This window comes from Pelomonas dachongensis (genome assembly GCF_043555865.1).
GTDB lineage: Bacteria > Pseudomonadota > Gammaproteobacteria > Burkholderiales > Burkholderiaceae_C > Pelomonas > Pelomonas dachongensis.
Genome location: NZ_JBIGHY010000004.1, coordinates 1 through 18,283 on the forward strand (window position 1 = coordinate 1; position 18,283 = coordinate 18,283).

19 protein-coding genes are annotated in these 18,283 nt (G+C 68.6%); 14 read left to right on the forward strand and 5 right to left on the reverse strand.

Annotated elements, in window-relative coordinates:
* Nucleotides 1–219: 219 nt before the first annotated feature.
* Entirely contained in the window at nucleotides 220–1,662 is a 1,443-nt protein-coding gene (locus tag ACG02S_RS12090) for a cryptochrome/photolyase family protein (protein ID WP_394470720.1), read from the reverse strand.
* 15 nt (nucleotides 1,663–1,677) lie between these two features.
* On the opposite strand from ACG02S_RS12090, the gene ACG02S_RS12095 reads away from it, so the two are divergent.
* The 6 genes from ACG02S_RS12095 to ACG02S_RS12120 all read left to right on the forward strand — a co-directional run bounded on the left by ACG02S_RS12095 (nucleotide 1,678) and on the right by ACG02S_RS12120 (nucleotide 6,225).
* Nucleotides 1,678–2,265 (forward strand): YqgE/AlgH family protein, encoded by a 588-nt coding sequence (locus ACG02S_RS12095; RefSeq protein ID WP_394470721.1) that lies wholly within the window; start codon nucleotides 1,678–1,680, stop codon nucleotides 2,263–2,265.
* Nucleotides 2,265–2,663, forward strand: a complete 399-nt coding sequence (gene ruvX, locus ACG02S_RS12100) for a Holliday junction resolvase RuvX (protein WP_394470722.1) — start codon at nucleotides 2,265–2,267, stop codon at nucleotides 2,661–2,663. Before ACG02S_RS12095 ends, ruvX begins: the two co-directional genes overlap by 1 nt.
* Nucleotides 2,660–3,145 (forward strand): bifunctional pyr operon transcriptional regulator/uracil phosphoribosyltransferase PyrR, encoded by a 486-nt coding sequence (gene pyrR / locus ACG02S_RS12105; protein WP_394470723.1) that lies wholly within the window; start codon nucleotides 2,660–2,662, stop codon nucleotides 3,143–3,145. The genes ruvX and pyrR overlap by 4 nt, the downstream gene beginning before the upstream one ends.
* Before the next feature lie 79 nt (nucleotides 3,146–3,224).
* Entirely contained in the window at nucleotides 3,225–4,187 is a 963-nt protein-coding gene (locus tag ACG02S_RS12110; protein ID WP_394470724.1) for an aspartate carbamoyltransferase catalytic subunit, read from the forward strand.
* A gap of 2 nt (nucleotides 4,188–4,189) precedes the next feature.
* Nucleotides 4,190–5,494: a dihydroorotase gene (locus ACG02S_RS12115; RefSeq protein WP_394470725.1), complete on the forward strand. Its 1,305-nt coding sequence runs from the start codon at nucleotides 4,190–4,192 to the stop codon at nucleotides 5,492–5,494.
* Nucleotides 5,491–6,225: a lysophospholipid acyltransferase family protein gene (locus tag ACG02S_RS12120; protein ID WP_394470726.1), complete on the forward strand. Its 735-nt coding sequence runs from the start codon at nucleotides 5,491–5,493 to the stop codon at nucleotides 6,223–6,225. The genes ACG02S_RS12115 and ACG02S_RS12120 overlap by 4 nt, the downstream gene beginning before the upstream one ends.
* On the opposite strand, the gene ACG02S_RS12125 is transcribed toward ACG02S_RS12120, so the two are convergent.
* Together ACG02S_RS12125 and ACG02S_RS12130 are read right to left on the reverse strand one after the other, a co-directional pair.
* Nucleotides 6,203–6,973: a hydroxypyruvate isomerase family protein gene (locus tag ACG02S_RS12125; protein ID WP_394470727.1), complete on the reverse strand. Its 771-nt coding sequence runs from the start codon at nucleotides 6,971–6,973 to the stop codon at nucleotides 6,203–6,205. The two genes, ACG02S_RS12120 and ACG02S_RS12125, sit on opposite strands and share 23 nt — an antisense overlap.
* Nucleotides 6,970–7,599 carry a DUF4254 domain-containing protein gene (locus ACG02S_RS12130; protein ID WP_394470728.1) on the reverse strand — a complete coding sequence of 210 codons (630 nt, stop codon included), beginning with the start codon at nucleotides 7,597–7,599 and terminating at the stop codon, nucleotides 6,970–6,972. Before ACG02S_RS12130 ends, ACG02S_RS12125 begins: the two co-directional genes overlap by 4 nt.
* A gap of 98 nt (nucleotides 7,600–7,697) precedes the next feature.
* On the opposite strand from ACG02S_RS12130, the gene ACG02S_RS12135 reads away from it, so the two are divergent.
* A complete protein-coding gene (locus ACG02S_RS12135; RefSeq protein ID WP_394470729.1) occupies nucleotides 7,698–8,642 on the forward strand; it encodes a glycosyltransferase family 9 protein in 945 nt (314 codons plus the stop codon).
* On the opposite strand, the gene ACG02S_RS12140 is transcribed toward ACG02S_RS12135, so the two are convergent.
* Entirely contained in the window at nucleotides 8,620–9,390 is a 771-nt protein-coding gene (locus tag ACG02S_RS12140; protein WP_394470730.1) for a PP2C family protein-serine/threonine phosphatase, read from the reverse strand. The genes ACG02S_RS12135 and ACG02S_RS12140 overlap by 23 nt on opposite strands.
* A gap of 62 nt (nucleotides 9,391–9,452) precedes the next feature.
* Between ACG02S_RS12140 and ACG02S_RS12145 the strand changes: the two genes are divergently transcribed.
* Nucleotides 9,453–9,656: a YdcH family protein gene (locus tag ACG02S_RS12145; RefSeq protein WP_394470731.1), complete on the forward strand. Its 204-nt coding sequence runs from the start codon at nucleotides 9,453–9,455 to the stop codon at nucleotides 9,654–9,656.
* Nucleotides 9,643–11,694 carry a DNA repair helicase YoaA gene (locus ACG02S_RS12150; protein WP_394470732.1) on the forward strand — a complete coding sequence of 684 codons (2,052 nt, stop codon included), beginning with the start codon at nucleotides 9,643–9,645 and terminating at the stop codon, nucleotides 11,692–11,694. Before ACG02S_RS12145 ends, ACG02S_RS12150 begins: the two co-directional genes overlap by 14 nt.
* 21 nt (nucleotides 11,695–11,715) lie before the next feature.
* On the opposite strand, the gene ACG02S_RS12155 is transcribed toward ACG02S_RS12150, so the two are convergent.
* Nucleotides 11,716–12,531 carry an outer membrane protein assembly factor BamD gene (locus ACG02S_RS12155; RefSeq protein ID WP_394470733.1) on the reverse strand — a complete coding sequence of 272 codons (816 nt, stop codon included), beginning with the start codon at nucleotides 12,529–12,531 and terminating at the stop codon, nucleotides 11,716–11,718.
* Nucleotides 12,532–12,574: 43 nt separating this feature from the next.
* On the opposite strand from ACG02S_RS12155, the gene ACG02S_RS12160 reads away from it, so the two are divergent.
* From ACG02S_RS12160 to rlmN, 5 genes are all read left to right on the forward strand, one after another.
* Nucleotides 12,575–13,597, forward strand: a complete 1,023-nt coding sequence (locus ACG02S_RS12160) for an RluA family pseudouridine synthase (RefSeq protein WP_394471137.1) — start codon at nucleotides 12,575–12,577, stop codon at nucleotides 13,595–13,597.
* 231 nt (nucleotides 13,598–13,828) lie between these two features.
* Complete coding sequence (scpB, locus tag ACG02S_RS12165; RefSeq protein WP_394470734.1) at nucleotides 13,829–14,608, forward strand: SMC-Scp complex subunit ScpB; 780 nt, start codon at nucleotides 13,829–13,831, stop codon at nucleotides 14,606–14,608.
* A complete protein-coding gene (gene rluB / locus ACG02S_RS12170; RefSeq protein ID WP_394470735.1) occupies nucleotides 14,605–16,605 on the forward strand; it encodes a 23S rRNA pseudouridine(2605) synthase RluB in 2,001 nt (666 codons plus the stop codon). Before scpB ends, rluB begins: the two co-directional genes overlap by 4 nt.
* Nucleotides 16,606–16,691: 86 nt before the next feature.
* A complete protein-coding gene (ndk, locus tag ACG02S_RS12175; RefSeq protein ID WP_394470736.1) occupies nucleotides 16,692–17,120 on the forward strand; it encodes a nucleoside-diphosphate kinase in 429 nt (142 codons plus the stop codon).
* Nucleotides 17,121–17,162: 42 nt separating this feature from the next.
* The gene (rlmN, locus tag ACG02S_RS12180) at nucleotides 17,163–18,272 is read left to right on the forward strand and encodes a dual-specificity RNA methyltransferase RlmN (RefSeq protein ID WP_394470737.1); all 1,110 of its coding nucleotides are present in this window, start codon (nucleotides 17,163–17,165) and stop codon (nucleotides 18,270–18,272) included.
* Nucleotides 18,273–18,283: the final 11 nt, after the last annotated feature.

Below are 18,283 nucleotides of genomic sequence, written 5' to 3' on the forward strand. Positions count from 1 at the left end.
GAAAGTAGGTCATCGTCAGGCTATTTATTGAGCCAACCCCCACCATTGAAAGATGGTGGGGGTTTTGCTTTTGGGAATTCGGAACGCAACTGACAGAGCGGCAGTGGTCGCCTGGTTCCAATCGCTGGTTTGGTGGCGTCGTGGCTTCTGCGCCGAATCTTCTCGTCAGGTGTGCCATCGCCACGCATCTCTTGCCAACCCCCAAGCAGTGCAGGCACCTCAAGTTGTCTTGCCCTTGACGACCCCATAACGCCTCAGCGTCTGCTCTCGCGCTTCAGCATGGTCGACGATGGGTTTGGGGTAGTCGATCCCCTGCATTTCGAGCGGCGCTCGCGCCCATGGGGCGTGGATGGCTCGGTCGTCCAGTGAGGCCAGCTCAGGGCAGTAGCGGCGAATGAACTTACCCTGTCCGTCGAACTTGTCGCTTTGCGCTGTCGGGTTGAAGATGCGGAAGTACGGCTGCGCGTCGCAACCGCTGCTGCTTGCCCATTGCCAACCGCCGTTGTTGGCGGCCAGATCGAAGTCCAGCAGTTGCGCTGCGAAATAAGCTTCGCCGCGGCGCCAGTCCAGCCCCAGATCCTTGGTGAGGAAGCTGGCCGTCACCATCCGCAGGCGGTTGTGCATGTAGCCGGTCTGGTTGAGCTGGCGCATGGCCGCATCCACGAGTGGGTAGCCGGTGCGGCCTTCGCACCACGCGTCGAATAGGCGATCGGCTCGAGGCCCCGCTTCCCAGACGATGGCATCGTACTCAGGGCGGAAGGCCGCACTCATCGCGTGCGGATGGTGGTGCATGACTTGGTGATAGAAGTCTCGCCAGATCAGTTCGGACAGCCAGACCTCGGCGCCGTGGTCGCCGCCCTGCATCATCTCGTGCGCAATGCGCGCGAGTCGTCGGATGGACACTGTGCCGAAGCGCAGGTGCGTGCTGAGATAGCTGGGGCCCTTGACGGCGGGGAAGTTTCGCTTCTTGTCGTAGTCCTGGATTCGTTCGAGAAAGTCGTCCAGCAGCGCCTCGGCGCCGCGACTCCCTTTGCCGACGTGGGCGATGAGCCCGCCTGGTTTGAAGCCGATATCGCTCAGCTGGGGCACGCCATTGGCTGATGGGGTCTTCGCCAGGGCCTTTGCATGTCGTTCAACCGGATAGCTGCGCAGATAGAACGCATCGACCTTCTTCAGCCATGCGTTCTTGTACGGCGTGAACACGCCATACGGGCCGCCCGCAGCCGTCATGACCTCACGGCGCTCGAAGATCACGTGATCCTTGAACGTTTGCATCTTCGCGTTGAAGCTGCCGAGCAACTCTGCGATCAAGGCATCCCGCTTGAGTGCCTGTGGCTCGTCGTCGTGATTCGCGAAGACGGCCTGTGCACCTAGTTCGGCGGCCAGCCGCGGTATCTCGTCGGACGCGAAACCATGCCGCACGATCAGCGCGCCGCCCAGCCGGCGCAAGTCGTCGTCCAGCACTTGCAACGCCTCGAGGATGAACTGCACGCGGCGGTCCTCCCGTGGCAGGGCCTCAAGGATGTCGCGGTCCAGCACGAAGATGCAGAACACCTGTTTGGCCCGCTTCAGGGCGTGGTGGAGCGCGGCGTTGTCATCCACGCGCAGGTCGCGGCGGAACCAGACAAGGGCACGGTCAACAGCTTCATCGGAGGAGGTCATGCCTCGCAGAATAAAATGCCTTCCATGGCTGCCGAACGGATTTCCCTGATCAACCAGTTCCTCATCGCCATGCCCGGCATGGCTGACGAGGCTTTCGCAGGAACGGTCGTCTACTTGTGCGAGCACAACGACAACGGTGCGTTGGGGCTGGTCGTCAACAAGCCGACCACGCTGACGCTGGGTACGCTGTTCGAGAAGGTGGAGTTGAGCCCGCCGGCGGATCCACTGGCGGAGACGCCCGTCTACTATGGCGGCCCGGTGCAGACCGACCGGGGCTTCGTGCTGCACGAGCCGCTGGACGCCGAGGGCAATCACTACAACGCGACACTGGCCGTGCCGGGCGGGCTGGAGATGACCACCAGCCGCGATGTGCTGGAGGCACTGTCCAATGGCGCGGGCCCCAAGCGGTTGCTGGTGACGCTGGGCTACAGCGGCTGGGCCGCGGGCCAGCTGGAGGAAGAGATCGGCCGCAATGGCTGGCTGACGGTGGACGCTTCCCCCGCCATCATCTTCGAGACGCCGGTGGAGCTGCGCTACGAGCGCGCGCTTGCGCTCCTGGGCGTGGACCCGCGCATGCTCAGCGCCGATGCAGGTCACGCGTGATGGCCGCAGTGGCATCGCCTTCCCTGCTTCAATCCTTTCTTGCTTTCGACTTCGGCCTGCGCCGCATTGGCGTGGCCAGCGGCACTCGCCTGCTGGCAGCGGCCGAGCCGCGCGGCACCATCAGGGGCGGCGACTTCGAGGCCATCGCGGCGCTCATCAAGACCTGGCAGCCCGACGCCCTGGTCATCGGTGTCCCACGCCATCCGGACGGGGCGCCGCACGAGATGACCGCCAAGGCGCAGAACTTCGGCCGCCGTCTCTGCGGGCGCTACCACCTGCCGGTCTTCGAGGTCGACGAGCGCTACACCAGCGTTGAGGCCGAGGCCCAAGGCGCGCACGACGTGGATGCGGCGGCCGCCGCGCTGATCCTCGAACAATTTTTCAGAGAGCACCCATGAGCGACCTCAAGCTGGACGCTGAAGGCCTGTACCTTGAGCTGAAGAAAGGCGTGCAGCGACTGCTGACCGCCGACACCGCCCTGGTGGGCATCTGGAGCGGCGGCGCCTGGCTGGCCGAGCGGCTGGCAGCCGATCTCGGCGTGGCTGCAGGCACCATCTCCAGCGCACTGCATCGTGACGACTTCGGCTCGCGTGGCCTCGCCAAGGCCGACCACACGACGTTGCCGTTCGAGGTGAATGGGCGCGACATCCTGTTGATCGACGACGTGCTCTACACCGGCCGCACGACGCGGGCGGTCATCAACGAGCTCTTCGACTTCGGCCGCCCGGCGTGCGTGCAGCTGGCGGTGCTGGTCGACCGCGGCGGGCGTCAGTTGCCCATCGAGGCGGCCTTCTCGGCCGCCCGGGTGACGCTCGACGCCAACCAGAGCCTGCGCTTGGTGCGCAACGAAGACCGACGATTCGCGTTCGAGGTGAAGTAATGGCCCCCACGTTCACTTCGTTCACCGCCCCCCGCGCAGGCTTCGGCCGCCCTTGGGTCGGCCCTGAGGGAGTCCTGTGATGCTCAGCAAACGAAACCCCCAACTCAACAAGCATGGCGAGCTGATCCATCTGCTGTCCATCGAAGGCCTGCCGCGCGCGGTCATCGAGCAGATCCTGGACACGGCCGGCAGCTTCCTGTCTGTCAACGACCGCGAGGTCAAGAAGGTACCGCTGCTGCGCGGCAAGTCGGTGTTCAACCTGTTCTTCGAGAACAGCACGCGCACCCGCACCACCTTCGAGATCGCCGCCAAGCGCCTGTCCGCGGACGTCATCAACCTGGACATCGCGCGCAGCTCCACCGCCAAGGGCGAGACGCTGCTGGACACCGTCGCCAACCTCAGCGCCATGCACGCGGATATGTTCGTCGTGCGCCACAGCGAGAGCGGTGCTCCCTACCTGATCGCTCAGCACTGCGCACCGCACGTGCACGTGGTCAACGCCGGTGACGGCCGGCATGCGCACCCGACGCAGGGGCTGCTGGACATGTACACCATCCGGCACTTCAAGAAGGACTTCCGCAACCTGACGGTGGCCATCGTCGGCGACATCGTGCACTCACGCGTCGCCCGCAGCGACATCCATGCGCTGAGCATCCTGGGCGTGCCCGAGATCCGCGCGGTCGGCCCTAAGACGCTGGTGCCGGGCGACCTGCGCGACATGGGCGTGCGCGTGTGCCACGACATGGCAGAGGGCGTGAAGGACGCCGACGTCATCATCATGCTGCGCCTGCAGAACGAGCGCATGAGCGGCGCGATGCTGCCCAGCAGCGGCGAGTTCTTCAAGAATTTCGGCCTCACGCCCGAGAAGCTGGCGCTCGCCAAGCCGGACGCCATCGTCATGCACCCCGGCCCCATCAACCGCGGCGTGGAAATCGCATCCGAAGTGGCGGACGGCAAGAGCAGCGTGATCCTGCCCCAAGTGACATTCGGCATCGCGGTGCGCATGGCCGTCATGGCCATCCTGGCTGGCAACGAGGCATGAGCATGAAGATCTTGATCCAGAACGGTCGTCTCATCGACCCCGCCTCCGGCCTCGACCGCACCGGCGACGTCGCCATCGCCAACGGCCGCATCGTCAAGCTGGGTGAGGTCGGCGACTTCACCGCCGACCGCACCCTGAACGCCACCGGCCTGGTCGTTGCCCCCGGCCTCGTCGACCTGTGCGCCCGACTGCGCGAGCCCGGCCACGAGCACGAAGGCCTGCTGGAAAGCGAACTGGCCGCTGCAGCTGCCGGTGGCGTGACCAGCCTGGTCTGCCCGCCCGACACCGACCCCGTGCTCGACGAGCCCGGCCTCGTCGAGATGCTGAAGTTCCGCGCTCGCAAGCTGAGCCGCTGCCGGCTGTTCCCGCTCGGCGCGCTGACGCGCCAGTTGAGCGGAGCCGCGCTGACAGAGATGGCCGAGCTGACCGAGGCCGGCTGCATCGGCTTCTCGCAGGCTGAGGTGCCCATCAAGGACACGCTGGTGCTGAGCCGTGCGCTGCAGTACGCGGCCACCTATGGCTACACCGTCTGGTTGCGCCCGCAGGACGCCTGGCTGGGCGGCGGCGTGGCCGCCAGCGGGGCGGTCGCCACCCGGCTGGGCCTGTCCGGCGTGCCCGTCAGCGCGGAGACCGTGGCCATGCACACGCTGTTCGAGCTGATGCGCAGCACCGGTGCGCGTGTTCACCTGTGCCGCATCTCCAGCGCCGCCGGTGTGGAGCTGCTGCGCGCGGCCAAGCGCGAAGGCCTCCCGGTCACGGCCGACGTGTCCATCAACTCGCTGCACCTCAGCGACGTGGACATCGGCTACTTCGACTCCGCGATGCGACTGACGCCGCCGCTGCGCCAGGGCCGCGACCGCGACGCGCTGCGCGCCGGCCTCGCCGACGGCACCCTCGACGCGCTGGTGTCCGACCACATGCCCGTGACGACCGACGAGAAGGCCGTGCCCTTCGCCGAGGCCACGCCGGGCGCCACCGGCCTGGAGCTGCTGCTCAGCCTGGCCATGCGCTGGGCGCAGGACGCGGGCCTGCCATTGCAGCGCGCGCTGGCGGTGGTCACATCCGAGCCGGTTCGCGTCATGGGCCCGGCGCTCGGGTCGCTGGCAGCCAGCGCCGGCCGCCTCGTGGAAGGCGGCGTGGCCGATGTCTGCGTGTTCGACGCCAAGTCCAGCTGGGCGGTCACGCCCGAGCAACTGGCCAGCCAGGGTAAGCACACGCCGTTCGCCTACGCGTCCAGTGGCTTCGAGCTGCCGGCGCGCGTGCGCGCCACGCTGGTGGCCGGTCACATCGCCTACGAGGCGGCATGAATGGCCTGCTGGCGGCCGGGCGCCTGGTGCGCCTCGTGCCGCATGTGCTGCACGGCCTGTGGATCGTCAAGCGCCGCTTCGTGCAGCTGACGTCGGCGGAGAAGCACCAGCGTATCCAGTGGTGGTCGGCCAAGACGCTGCGATTGCTGGGCATCACCTTGACCTGCCACGGTCGTCCGCTGGCGGGAGGACACCTGGTCGTTGCGAACCACGTGTCCTGGCTCGACATCGCGGCCGTGCATGCGGTGCTGCCGCAGGCGCGCTTCGTGTCCAAGTCCGACGTGAAGCACTGGCCGCTGGTCGGCGCACTGGTAGAGGGCGTGGGCACGCTCTTCATCGAGCGCACCAGCAAGCGCGACGCGCTGCGCGTCGTTCACCAGACAGCTGCTGCGCTGCAGGCGGGCGACTGCGTGGCCGTCTTCCCCGAAGGCACGACCGGTGCCGGATCAGCGCTATTGCCCTTCCACGCCAACCTGCTGCAAGCGGCGGTGTCCACCCAGGCGCCGGTGCTGCCGCTGGTGCTGCGCTGGCATGAACCCGGCCAGCCCTTCAGCGTTGCGGCGCAGTTCATCGGTGACACCACTCTGGTCCAGAGTCTGTGGCGCATCGCGGCGGCGCGCGGGCTGTGTGTCGACGTGCAGGTCCTGCCAGTGGTGCCTTCACCAGGCCAGGACCGCCGCGCGCTGGCCGAGGCGCTGCACGGCCTGATCAGCGCGCGCCTGCCGCGCTGAGCCAGTGCAGCCCGGCGGACGTACCGGCACGGGGGCGGTACTCCAGCCCCACGCTGCCGGCCCAGCGTCGATCGTCCAGCAGCGCCAGCTCGGCGGCGTATTCGCCCGCCCGAGGCTCGTGGCGCCCGACCTCGCCGGCCAGCTGCACATGGCCGAGCACTTGAAGCTCCAGCGCCCGTTTCAGGTGGCTCAGCGATTCGCCCTCCGCCACGCGGCAGTGGTACAGGTCCAGCTGCAGCCTCACGCGGGGCGAGTTCAGTTGCGCCAGCAGCTCCAGTGCCTGGGCCTGGCTGTGCAGGAAGTAGCCCGGCATGTCGCGGCGGTTGATGGGCTCGATCACCAACGTGACCCCGTCCGGCGTCTGGCTGGCGGCCCAGTCTAGGTTGGCAAGCCAGGTCGCGCGCGTGGCGGGCGTGTCGTCGGCGAGGCCGGACAGCACGTGCACACGCGGCGCCCCGAGCCGGGCCGCCAGCGCAAGGCCGTGCAGCATTTGCCTGCGGAACGCCGCCTCGTGGCCTGCGAGTGCCGCACAACCGCGTTCGCCCGCCGCCCAGTCGCCGGCGGGCGCGTTGATGAGGGCGATGCGCAGGCCCGCCAGCCGCGTTGCGAGCACGTCGATGTCATGCAGATGCGGCTGCTGCAGCTCGACCGAGCCAAACCCGTCGGCAAGCGCCGCCGCGCCGCGATCCAGATAGGCGTGCTCCGCATACAGCCAATCCAGATTGGCCGCGAAGCGTGTCGGGATCACTTGGACTCCGCCACCAGTGCCGGGTTCAGCCGCGGGTCGTTGTACATCTTGAACTGGCGGTAGACCTTGAAATACGCGCGGCCAGCGCGCGCGTCGGCCAGCAGCTCGTCGTAACAGGCGCCCAGGTCGAGACGCTGCTGCGAGAGGCGCTGCAGCTTCTCATCGCAGCTCTCCCGGTGCGCGTCGTCCACGTCGGTGCGCAGTGTCTGCTCGCGCATGGCGGCGATCTTCAGCCCCAGGATGGAGATGCGGTCCAGCATGGACCCGGCCGTCTCGCTGTTCAGCCGCGCGCCCGGCGCCACCGTGCTGCGCGGCAGGGCGGCGGTGAGGGTGGCGGGGTCCACCAAGCCCAGTGCCGACAGCAGGAATTCGTCCACGCGCTCGATGGCGTCGTTGCGCTGCTGGTTGTGGCGGTCGATGGCACGCTTGTTGGCGACGATCTCGGCGTCGGGCGCCAGCTTGCGGCGGGCGAGATCCTCCTGGGCCCACAGGCTGCGGTTGTGGAAGTGGTTGGCGGCGATCCAGCCGCGCAGGTCGTCGGGTTCGACGGTCACGGGTGCCGAGGTCAGCGCCGCGTCGTGGGCGGCGATCACTTCGGCGGCAGAGGGCAGGGTGATCTCGGGCATGGTGGAGGTGCTCGCGCAGGCAGAATTCCGCGCTCTTTCAAGAGCTGCGGATGATAGAAGCCACTTCCCTGTCCAGCCCGTCGGAACGACCCCTGATCGTGCGTCTGCGCAACTTCGTCGGTGACACGGTGCTGAGCCTGCCCGCGCTGCGCCTGCTGGCCCAGCATGGCTACCGGCTGGAGCTGGTCGGCAAAGGGTGGGCGCGCGGGCTGTTGGAGGCTGAAGGCTGGTCGGTGCACGTGCGGCCCGCCAAGCTCAGCGACCGCGTCGCGCAGCTGCGTGAGCTGCGGCAGCGCCTGAAGGCGCAAGACCCCGGCTTCGACCGGCGCGCCAACATGCTGCTGTTGCCCTACGCTTTCTCGGCCGCGCTGGATGCCCGCTTGGCGGGACTGCAGGCCGAGGGCCATGCGGGCGACGGCCGCACCTGGCTGATGCGCCGGGGGCACCCGCGCCGCGCCGGCAGGCACACGCTGGTCGAGTACTGGGAGTTGGCGTGCGACTTCCTGGGCATCCAAGCCGAGCCGCCGGCGGACATCGGCATGACGGTCACACAGGCGCAGCGCGATGCAGCGCAGGCGTTGCTGAAGCCACAGGGCATCCTACCTGGCCGGTTCGTGCTGATCTGCCCGTTCGCGAACGGGCAGGTGGAGTTTCTGGACCGCAGCTGGCCGGCCTTCCCGGAGTTCGTGCAGCGGCTGCACGCGGCAGGGCGGCAGGTCGTCATCGTGCCCGGGCCGGCCGAGGTTGAGGGCGCCCAGCTGCTCTACCCGCAGGTGGAGCGACTCGAAGGCATAAGTCTGGGCGTCTACAACGCTCTGCTGCAGCTGGCCGGTGTGGTGGTGTCCAACGACACCGGGCCGGCCCACATGGCGGCGGGCGTGGGCGCGCGGCTCCTCAGTGTGCTGGGGCCGACGGACCCGAGGCGCTGGGCGCCGTGGGGCTCGACGGTGACGCTGCTGCGCCGCGACGAGGGCGGATGGTGCAGCGTCGACGAGGTGATGGCGACGGTGGACGCCGCGCTCAGTCCAGCGCTTCGAGCTTGACGATGGCGATGGACAGGTTGTCGCCGCCGCCGCGGGCGCGCTGACGGGCCTTGCTGACCAGCAGCTCCGCCGCCTCGCGCGGCGGCAGGCTGTAGAGCACGCTGCCCAGCTCCTGCGCCGTGAAGTAGTGCCACAGCCCGTCACTGCAGCACATCAGCGTGTCACCGACTTCCAGGTCCTCGAAGCGCTCTGAGGTGGAGGTCGGGTCCTGCGTCGTGCCCAGGCAGGCGGTCAGCAGGTTGCTCTGTGGATGCGTGCTGGCCTCGGCCTCGGTCAGCTGACCTTCGTCGACGAGGCGCTGCACGTAGGAATGGTCCATCGAGCGCTTCACCAGGCGGGCGCCGCGGAACCAGTAGATGCGGGAGTCGCCGGAATGCATCCAGTGCACGCAGCGGTCGCTGGTGACGACGAAGCCCGCGATGGTGCTGTGCGGCTCCTCCTCGGCGGAGATGGCCGTCAGCTTGATCATCAGATGAGCCTCGGACGCGATCTGACCCAGCAGCTCGGCGGGCGATTCGTCCTCGGGCGAGTAGCGCTCGAACAGCTGACGTGCGGTCAGGATGACCTGGTCAGCCGCCTTGCGGCCGCCGCTCTTGCCGCCCATGCCGTCGGCCACGATGCCCATCACGCAGCCCTCGATGCGAGGGTGCGCAATGACGGCCACCTGGTCCTGTTGATAGGCGCGGTCACCGCGATGAGTGCCGGTGGCGGCATTGATTCGGAAACCGGCGGCGGTGGGAGGCGGCATGGCGAAAACTATACTGGTCCGCTCGCTCTGCTCCGCTGCGACGCGCACTTGTAACCCCCGGAATGGATGAACAACTTCACTCGTTGACGCGGCGGCTCATCGAACTGCGCATGGAGCACGCGGAGCTGAACGCGGCCATCGACCGCCTGGCCGATCAGGCGCCGGTGGACGAGCTGGCCGTGCAGCGTCTGAAAAAGCGCCGCCTAGCGCTGCGCGACATGATCGCCCGGCTGGAACTCGAAACCACGCCTGATGAACCCGCCTGACCTCGACGACTGGCTGGACCAGCTCGACCAGGCCACGCCCCAGCCTGCTCCTGCCGCCGACGAGCTGGCCCAGGCCGTGGAGGCCGCGTTCGACGCCGGTGGCCCCCTGGCGCGGCTGGACCGCGGCTACAAGCCGCGCGAACCGCAGCTGCAGATGAGCCGCGCCGTGGCGCGCGCGCTGAGCCGGCGCCAGGCGCTCGTGGTGGAGGCCGGCACCGGTGTCGGCAAGACGTTCGCCTACCTGGTGCCGACGCTGCTGTCCGGCAGCCGCGCGCTGATCAGCACCGCCACCAAGAGCCTGCAGGACCAGCTCTTTCTGCGCGACCTGCCGCGTCTGACCCAGGCGCTGCAGACCCCGCTGCGGCTGGCGCTGCTGAAGGGGCGCGGCAGCTACCTGTGCCTGCACCGCATGAAGGAGGCGCGTGTTTCCGGCGAGTTCCCGGACCGGCGCACGGCGCTGTCGCTGGCGCGCATCGAGCGCTGGGCGCAGATCACCAAGAGCGGCGACTTCGCCGAGATCGACGGGCTGGACGAGCGCGCGCCCATCATCCCCATCGTCAGCTCCAGCCGCGAGAACTGCCTGGGGCAGGAGTGCCCCGACTGGAAGGCCTGCCATGTCGTCAAGGCGCGTCGCGAGGCGATGGAGGCCGACGTGGTGGTGGTCAACCACCACCTGTTCTTCGCCGACCTGACGCTGCGTGACACCGGCGTGGCGGAGCTGCTGCCGAGTGTGGAGATCGCGATCTTCGACGAGGCCCATCAGCTGGCCGAGGCGGGCGTGCAGTTCCTCGGCACCGTGCTGGGCACGTCGCAGCTGATCGACTTCGCGCGCGACACGCTGGCGCAAGGGCTGGCCCATCCGCGCGGCGTGCACGACTGGCAGGCGCTGCATGCCGGTGTCGAGAAAGCAGCGCGCGAGCTGCGCCTGGCCGCCGCTGGCCCGCTGGCCACGGCAGGCCGCGAACTGCGCGGCACGCTGAAGCTGGGCTGGAAGGAGCGTGCGCACCAGCCGGCCTTTGCGACCGCGCTGGCCGGTGTCGAGACGGCCTGTGCTGCGGCACTGGAGGCGTTGACCGCCGTGCGCGAGGCGGCGCCGGATTTCGCGCGGCTGTGCGAGCGCGCGCAGCAACTGCGTGACCTGGCCAAGGTGTTTGCCGCCGAGCCCGATCCAGGTGACGTGCGCTGGATAGACCTGAGCCCGCACGGCGCGCGGCTGGTCGAGTCGCCGCTGGACATACGCGAGGCGATGCAGCAGCAGCTTGAGGGCGTGCCCAAGGCCTGGGTGTTCACGTCCGCCACGCTGGGCGACGACGACGGTCTGACCTGGTTCACCGAGCCGGCCGGGTTGACCGACGCCGAGATCCTGCGCGTCGGCAGCCCGTTCGACTACCCGGCGCATGCGCGGCTGTACGTGCCGCGCGGCTTTCCCAAGCCCAGCGAGCCGACCCACCCGCCCAGCGTCGCGCTGCTCGCGTCACGCCTGGCGCGTGCGCTGGGCGGTCGCACCTTCGTGTTGACAACGACGCTGCGCAACCTGCAAACCGTGGGCGACGCGCTGCGCGAGCGCTTCGAGGAGGGCGGCGACGACATCGCAGTGCTGCAGCAGGGGGCGGCGCCCAAGCGCGTGCTGCTGCAGCGCTTCATCGACAACCCGCGCTCGGTGCTGCTGGGCTCGGCCAGCTTCTGGGAGGGCATCGACGTGCCGGGCGACGGGCTGCAATGCGTCGTCATCGACAAGCTGCCGTTCCCGCCGCCCAACGACCCGCTCGTGGAGGCACGCGTGCAGCGGCTGGAGGCGCAGGGCCGCAACGCGTTTTCGGAGTACTTCGTCGCCGAGGCCGCCATCGCGCTGAAGCAGGGCGCGGGCCGGCTGATCCGCACCGAGACCGACCGCGGCCTGCTGGTGGTATGCGACCCGCGCATGGCGGGCATGAACTACGGCCGCCGCCTGCGCGGAGCGCTGCCGCCGATGACGCCCGTCGCCAACGAGGCCGAAGCGCTGGCCTGGCTGCAGCTGCTCAATGAAGAACGGGCCTGAAGAGGCCCGTTCTTGTTCAGTTCACCACAGCTGATACCAAGGCTTCTTGCGCTTGCCGCCGCCGCTGGCGTACTGGCTGTCGGGGAAGTTCTTGTCCAGCACGCGACGCGCGTCGTCGCGCAGCTGCGCAAGGCCCAGCTTGTCGTAGCTCTCGCCCATGATGTAGAGCGCTTCCTCGATGCCGGGCGCGTACTGGAACTCGGCCACGGCCGACTGCGCGCGGTTCGCCGCGGCCACATAAGCCTTGCGATTGTAGTAGTAGCGTGCCACGTGGATCTCGTAGGCCGCCAACGTGTTGGTGATGAAGTTGATGCGCTGCGTCGCGTCCGGCGTGTACTTGGATTCGGGGAACTGCTCCACGAGCTGGCGGAAGGCCAGCAGCGCCTCGCGCGAGGCCTGCTGGTCGCGCTCGGACACGTCCTGATTGGCCAAGCGGCCGAATAGACCCAGGTCTTCGTTGAAGTTGACGATGCCCTTCATGTAGAGGGCGTAGTCCATCGCCGGGCTGGACGGGTTCAGCTTGATGAAGCGGTCCAGCGTCGACACAGCCTGCGCGCGCTCGCCGGTCTTGTGATAAGCCCAGGCGACATCCAGCGTCGCCTGCTGACCCATCGTCGTGCCGGCGGCGCGGCCTTCGATGCGCTCCAGCGTCTTGATCGCGCGGTCGTAGCTGCCGGAGCTCAGGTCGTCCTTGGCGTCTGCATACAATTTGTCCAGTGCAGCCTGCGAGTTTGGATCCTCCTTGGCCGTGGAGCCACAGCCGCTCAGGCCCAGCGCGAAAGCCATCAGCACGGCGCCGGCGACGATGCGGCCGGCCTTGAATTTCTCAACAAACATGTCTGAAGTCGACGGCGATGCTGCCGGCTGGTCACAAGGAACGATGGACGCGGAGTATAGGGCGGGGGGTCTGCCGGACCCGGAAGACGAGGCGGGCGAACTTGCCGCTGCCGACGACGCTCCCGAGCGTCGCGGTGCGGAGGTCGATGCCGCCGGTCACGGTGAGCGCCTGGACCGCTGGCTGACCGGACTGGCGCCAGAGTTTTCGCGCAACCACCTGCAGTCGCTGATCGAGCGGGGCTGTGTGACAGCCGACGGCAGGCCGCTCGCCAAGCCGGCCCAGCGGCTGCGCGCTGGCCAGCGCGTCGAGGTCGAGCTGCAGCCCACAGACGAGAGCCGCGCCTTCCGCGCTGAGCCGATGGCGCTGGCCGTCGTCTTCGAGGACGAGCACCTGGCCGTCATCGACAAGCCGGTCGGTCTCGTCGTGCACCCGGCGCCCGGCAACTGGTCGGGCACGCTGATGAACGGCCTGCTGGCCCGCCATGCGGCCGCCGCCACGCTGCCGCGCGCGGGCATCGTGCACCGGCTGGACAAGGACACCAGCGGGCTGATGGTCGTCGGCAAGACGCTGGAAGCCGTCACGGCGTTGAGCCGCCAGATCGCCGCCCGCGAGGTGCACCGGGAGTACCTGGCTTTGGCCTGGGGGCGCGTCGAGGAGGCTTTCGTCGTCGAGCAGGCGCTGCGCCGCGATCCAGTGTCGCGCGTCAAGATGGCCATCGCACCGGCCAACCTGGGCAAGCCGGCGCGCACCGACGTGTACCCGCTGGGCGTGAGCGAGGTGAAAGTCGGCGTACAGAGCCGACCCGTCAGTGCGGTGCACTGCGTGCTGCACACGGGCCGCACGCACCAGATCCGCGTGCACCTAACGCACAGCGGCCACGCGCTGGTGGGCGACGCGCTGTACGGCGGGGCCGCGGCCCTGGGCCTGTCTCGCCAGGCGCTGCACGCGGCGCGGCTTTCGTTCCGGCACCCGGTCACCGGCGAGGCGCTTGTCCTGACCGCACCATTGCCGGCAGACCTGGCTGCGGCGTGGTCCGAAATCGGCGCGCCGGGGCTGTCCGGCTGACATGGCTACAATGCATCCCGGTTGTCGTGTCAGCGTGTTGTGCCGAGAGGGCGCAGCGCACGCCGGACCGCAGTTGAATCCGGAAGCCGACGACCGAATCGCTGGTGCGCCTGGCCTCTGGATGGCCGGGCAGGGCGCCAGACCCGCCTCAGCAGCCTGACGAACGCTTGATGCGCGCAGCTGCGGGGCCAACGCCAGAGCTCTACCCATTGAGGGTGCGAAGTTGAGTTCATGAATACCCAGGATGCCAAGCGCGTCCTCGAAACCGCGCTGATCTGTGCCTCGCAGCCGCTGACGCTGCGCGAGATGCGCAGCCTGTTTGCCGACGAGCTGGGTGCCGACAGCGTGCGCAGCCTGCTCGACGATCTGACCCGTGATTGGGACGGCAAGGGCGTCGAGCTGGTGGCGCTGGCTTCAGGCTGGCGCTTCCAGAGCCGGCCCGAGCTGCGCGAGTACCTCGACCGGCTGCACCCCGAGAAGCCGCCGCGCTACTCGCGGGCCGTGCTGGAGACGCTTGCCATCATTGCCTACCGGCAACCGGTGACGCGTGGCGACATCGAGGACATCCGAGGTGTCGTCGTCGCCAGCCAGATCATCAAGCAGCTCGAAGACCGCGGCTGGATCGACGCCATCGGCCACCGCGAGACGCCCGGCCGCCCGGCGCTGTACGCGACGACCAAGGCCTTCCTCGATGACCTGGGCCTGGCGAGCCTGGATCAGTTGCCGGCTCTGGAGGTCGGCACCGAACCGCCGGCCTTCGAGGCGCTGCAAGGACAGTTGCTGGACGTCGCCGAGCGTGATGAACCGGCAGCAGCCGAGCCGGCCGTCGAGGAGCCCATCGAGGCTGCGGCCGACGTGCCAACCGACGCCGCCACTGCCGACCCTGTCGTTGCGCCTGCCCAGGCGCCGACGCAAAGCCTTTTCGGGGCCGACGGTACGCCGGCGCTGCCCCCCTCCGATTTCCCCGATCCTTCCGATCCGTCCCCGCAAAACCCGCTCCAATCCGCATGAACGACGCTGCCGAACAAGACAAGTCCCTGACACCTGCCGCCGACGGCGAGGCGACCGCCGCACCCAAGCGTCGTCGCACGACGGCCAAGGTGGCTGCCCCTGACGCCGTGCCCGCTGCCGTGGAGGGCGCGCCGGAAGCGCCGGTCCCCGCGGCCAAGCGCACGCGACGCAAGGCGGCTGATGTGGAGGGCGAAGCCGCGGCGCTGCCGTTGGAGCCGGCCGACGACTCCGCCGAAGGGCCGGCGCCGGCACGCAAGCGTGCGCCGCGCAAGGCCGCTGTCTCGGCTGCCGAGGGGCAACCGGAGACCGCTGCGGCGCCCGTCACGCTGCCGCTGTTCACGTTGGGCGACGACGCGGCGGACGGCCGCAGCGCGCCCGGTGACGCTGCCGGAAGGGCAGAAGCGGCAGGTGGGGCTGAAGGCGCCGAAGCGGCTGAAGGCGCTGAAGGCGCTGAAGGCGTCCAGGGTGAGGGTGAGGGTGAGGACGGCGAACGTGGTGGACGTGGCCGCAACCGCCGGCGCAACCGCAAGGAGCGCGGCGAGCGTCAGGTAGGCGAGGCGCAGGGCGGCAGCGAGCCTGCGGGCCCGGTGCTGGCACCCGAACTGGTCGAGGCCGCCGGTGCGCGCTTCGCCGACGTGCTGTCCGGCAACCTGGATGTGGAATCGGAAGGCCCGGCGGATGCGCCGCCGACGCTGCGCCCCGAGTCCGATGACGAGGGCGGTGCGGTCGACGGCGAAGGCAAGCGTGTGCTGGCCGCCGAGGCCGACGCGCCCAAGCTGCAGAAGGTGCTGGCGCAGGCCGGGATCGGCTCGCGCCGTGACATTGAGGAATGGATTGCCGAAGGCAAGATCGAGGTGAATGGCGAGGTGGCCCACGTGGGCCAGCGCATCTCGTTCGGCGACCGCGTGCGCGTCAACGGCAAGGATGTGCGCGTGCGCATCTCGCCGCCCAACCCGCGCATCCTGGCCTACCACAAGCCCACTGGCGAGGTGTCCACGTTCAACGATCCCGAGGGGCGGCCAACCGTGTTCCGCTCGCTGCCGCGTGTGCAAGGCCAGAAGTGGCAGTCCGTTGGTCGCCTGGACATCAACACCGAAGGCCTGCTGCTGTTCACGAACTCTGGCGAACTGGCCAATCAGCTGATGCACCCGCGCTTCGGTGTCGAGCGCGAGTACGCGGCCCGCGTGCTGGGCTCGCTGAGCGACGAACAGCGCAGCAGGCTGCTGGAAGGCGTCAGCGTCGAGGGCCAGACCGCGTCGTTCAAGAGCATTGAGGACGGCGGCGGCGAAGGCGCCAACCGCTGGTACCGCGTGGTCATCACGGAAGGCCGCAACCGCGAGGTGCGCAAGCTGTTCGAGGCGGTTGGCATGGTCGTCAGCCGGCTGATCCGCATCCGCTACGGCACCGTGGTGCTGCCGCGCGGCCTGAAGCGCGGCGTCTGGGTGGAACTGGGCGACGACGATGTGCGCATCATCCGCCGCCTCGCCGGCCATGGCTCTCACAACGGCCAGCCGCAGCAACAGCCGGCCGCGCTGCAGCAGCAGGACAGGAAGGACCGCAACAAGCGTCGCTCCGACGACCGCCACGGCGGCGTGGGGCCGCGCCCGAGCCGGCCGCCGGAGCCGCAGCAGCCGCGCCCGCCGCGCGAGGAGCGGGTGCAACGCCGGGATGACGACGAGGAGGACGATGGCTTCATTCCCGCCTACGTCAATCCGCTGGAGCAGACCTTCGACCGTCGCCATGCGACCGGTGGCAAGCGCGGCATTCCGCAGGGCTTCGGCGCTGGCGGCAGCCAGCAGAACCACCCGCAAAAGCCCGGCAAGAAGCAGCCGGGTGGCCAGCGCGAGCCGGATCCGATGCAGACCTCCGTGGGCTACATCGGCGGCGACGCCTTCCTGCGCCGCGGCGGCGGTGGTGGAGGTGGAGGTGGCGGCCGCGGCGGCAAGGGCGGTGGCGGCGGTGGTCGCTCCGGCGGCGGCTTTGGAGGCCGGCGTTGACTTCCGGGCGGATGGCCCGTCACTAGGGTCATCCCTGCCCGCTACAATCGCAGGCTTTGTCCAATACAGCCCTTCAGGAGAACTCAATGGCGATCGAAACCACCCTGTCCATCATCAAGCCCGATGCCGTGGCGAAGAACGTCATCGGCCAGATCTACGCCCGCTTCGAAGCGGCCGGCCTGAAGGTCGTGGCCGCCAAAATGGTGCACCTGTCGCGCGTCGAAGCCGAGCAGTTCTACGCCGTCCACAAGGCCCGTCCGTTCTTCAACGACCTGGTCAACTTCATGGTCAGCGGCCCGGTGATGATCCAGGCGCTGCAAGGCGAAGGCGCCATCCTGAAGAACCGTGACCTGATGGGCGCGACCGATCCGAAGAAGGCCGAGAAGGGCACCATCCGCGCCGACTTCGCCGACAGCATCGACGCCAACGCCGTGCACGGCTCCGACGCTGCCGAGACGGCCGCCGTCGAAGTGGCGTTCTTCTTCCCCGGCATGAACGTCTACGCCGGCCGTTAAGAAACCCCAACGGGGTCGGTGACCCCGGCCCGGGAGCTCGCCATGGATGCGGTCAACCTGCTCGGATTCGATCTGCAAGGGCTGGCCGCCTACTGCGAGCAACTGGGCGAAAAGAAATTCCGTGCGACCCAGCTGTTCCGCTGGATCCACCAGAAGGGCGCGTCGGACTTCGAGCAGATGTCCGACCTTGCCAAGTCCCTTCGAGACAAGCTCAAGGGGCGCGCCCAGATCACCGCGTTGCCGGTGATCTCGGAGCATGTGTCGACCGATGGCACCATCAAGTGGCTGTTCGACGTCGGCGCCGGCAATGCGGTCGAGGCTGTCTTCATTCCCGAGGACGACCGCGGCACGCTGTGCATTTCCAGCCAGGCCGGTTGCGCGGTGGGCTGCCGCTTTTGCTCCACCGGCCACCAGGGCTTCAGCCGCAACCTGACGACGGCCGAGATCACGGCCCAGCTGTGGTTCGCCGAGCACAACCTGCGTCAACGGCAGGGCACGACCGAACGCGTCATCTCGAACGTCGTGATGATGGGGATGGGCGAGCCGCTGCAGAACTACGACCAGCTCGTGCCGTCGTTGAAGACCATGCTGGATGACCATGGCTACGGCCTGAGCCGCCGCCGCGTGACGGTGTCGACCTCGGGCGTCGTACCCATGATCGACCGGCTGCGCGAGGACTGCCCCGTTGCGCTGGCCGTCAGTCTGCATGCACCGACGGACCCCCTGCGCGACCAGCTCGTGCCGCTGAACAAGAAGTACCTCATCGCCGAGTTGCTTGACGCCTGCAACCGCTATCTGGAGAGGGCGCCGCGCGACTTCATCACCTTCGAGTACTGCATGCTGCACGAGGTGAACGACGCGCCGGAGCAGGCGCGCGAGCTGGTCCGGCTGCTGAAGGGCCAGGTGAATTGCAAGATCAACCTGATCCCGTTCAACCCGTTCCCGGCGTCCGGCCTGATCCGCAGCACCAACGCGCGCGTGCAGGCCTTTGCCGATGTGCTGATCCAGTCCGGCATCGTGACGACCGTGCGCAAGACGCGCGGCGATGACATCGACGCCGCGTGCGGCCAGCTGGCGGGCGAGGTGCAGGACCGCACCCGCGCGCATATCCGCATGGTCAGAGCCCCCGTGACGGTGGCCAAATCCACCTGACGCCCTGGTGG

Bases quoted from the DNA above. Each gene is read 5' to 3' on its own strand.
- ACG02S_RS12090 (WP_394470720.1), bottom strand. From the start codon at position 1,662: ATGACCTCCTCCGATGAAGCTGTTGACCGTGCCCTTGTCTGGTTCCGC.
- ACG02S_RS12095 (WP_394470721.1), top strand. From the start codon at position 1,678: ATGCCTTCCATGGCTGCCGAACGGATTTCCCTGATCAACCAGTTCCTC.
- ruvX (WP_394470722.1), top strand. From the start codon at position 2,265: ATGGCCGCAGTGGCATCGCCTTCCCTGCTTCAATCCTTTCTTGCTTTC.
- pyrR (WP_394470723.1), top strand. From the start codon at position 2,660: ATGAGCGACCTCAAGCTGGACGCTGAAGGCCTGTACCTTGAGCTGAAG.
- ACG02S_RS12110 (WP_394470724.1), top strand. From the start codon at position 3,225: ATGCTCAGCAAACGAAACCCCCAACTCAACAAGCATGGCGAGCTGATC.
- ACG02S_RS12115 (WP_394470725.1), top strand. From the start codon at position 4,190: ATGAAGATCTTGATCCAGAACGGTCGTCTCATCGACCCCGCCTCCGGC.
- ACG02S_RS12120 (WP_394470726.1), top strand. From the start codon at position 5,491: ATGAATGGCCTGCTGGCGGCCGGGCGCCTGGTGCGCCTCGTGCCGCAT.
- ACG02S_RS12130 (WP_394470728.1), bottom strand. From the start codon at position 7,599: ATGCCCGAGATCACCCTGCCCTCTGCCGCCGAAGTGATCGCCGCCCAC.
- ACG02S_RS12140 (WP_394470730.1), bottom strand. From the start codon at position 9,390: ATGCCGCCTCCCACCGCCGCCGGTTTCCGAATCAATGCCGCCACCGGC.
- ACG02S_RS12145 (WP_394470731.1), top strand. From the start codon at position 9,453: ATGGATGAACAACTTCACTCGTTGACGCGGCGGCTCATCGAACTGCGC.
- ACG02S_RS12150 (WP_394470732.1), top strand. From the start codon at position 9,643: ATGAACCCGCCTGACCTCGACGACTGGCTGGACCAGCTCGACCAGGCC.
- ACG02S_RS12155 (WP_394470733.1), bottom strand. From the start codon at position 12,531: ATGTTTGTTGAGAAATTCAAGGCCGGCCGCATCGTCGCCGGCGCCGTG.
- ACG02S_RS12160 (WP_394471137.1), top strand. From the start codon at position 12,575: ATGGACGCGGAGTATAGGGCGGGGGGTCTGCCGGACCCGGAAGACGAG.
- scpB (WP_394470734.1), top strand. From the start codon at position 13,829: ATGAATACCCAGGATGCCAAGCGCGTCCTCGAAACCGCGCTGATCTGT.
- rluB (WP_394470735.1), top strand. From the start codon at position 14,605: ATGAACGACGCTGCCGAACAAGACAAGTCCCTGACACCTGCCGCCGAC.
- ndk (WP_394470736.1), top strand. From the start codon at position 16,692: ATGGCGATCGAAACCACCCTGTCCATCATCAAGCCCGATGCCGTGGCG.
- rlmN (WP_394470737.1), top strand. From the start codon at position 17,163: ATGGATGCGGTCAACCTGCTCGGATTCGATCTGCAAGGGCTGGCCGCC.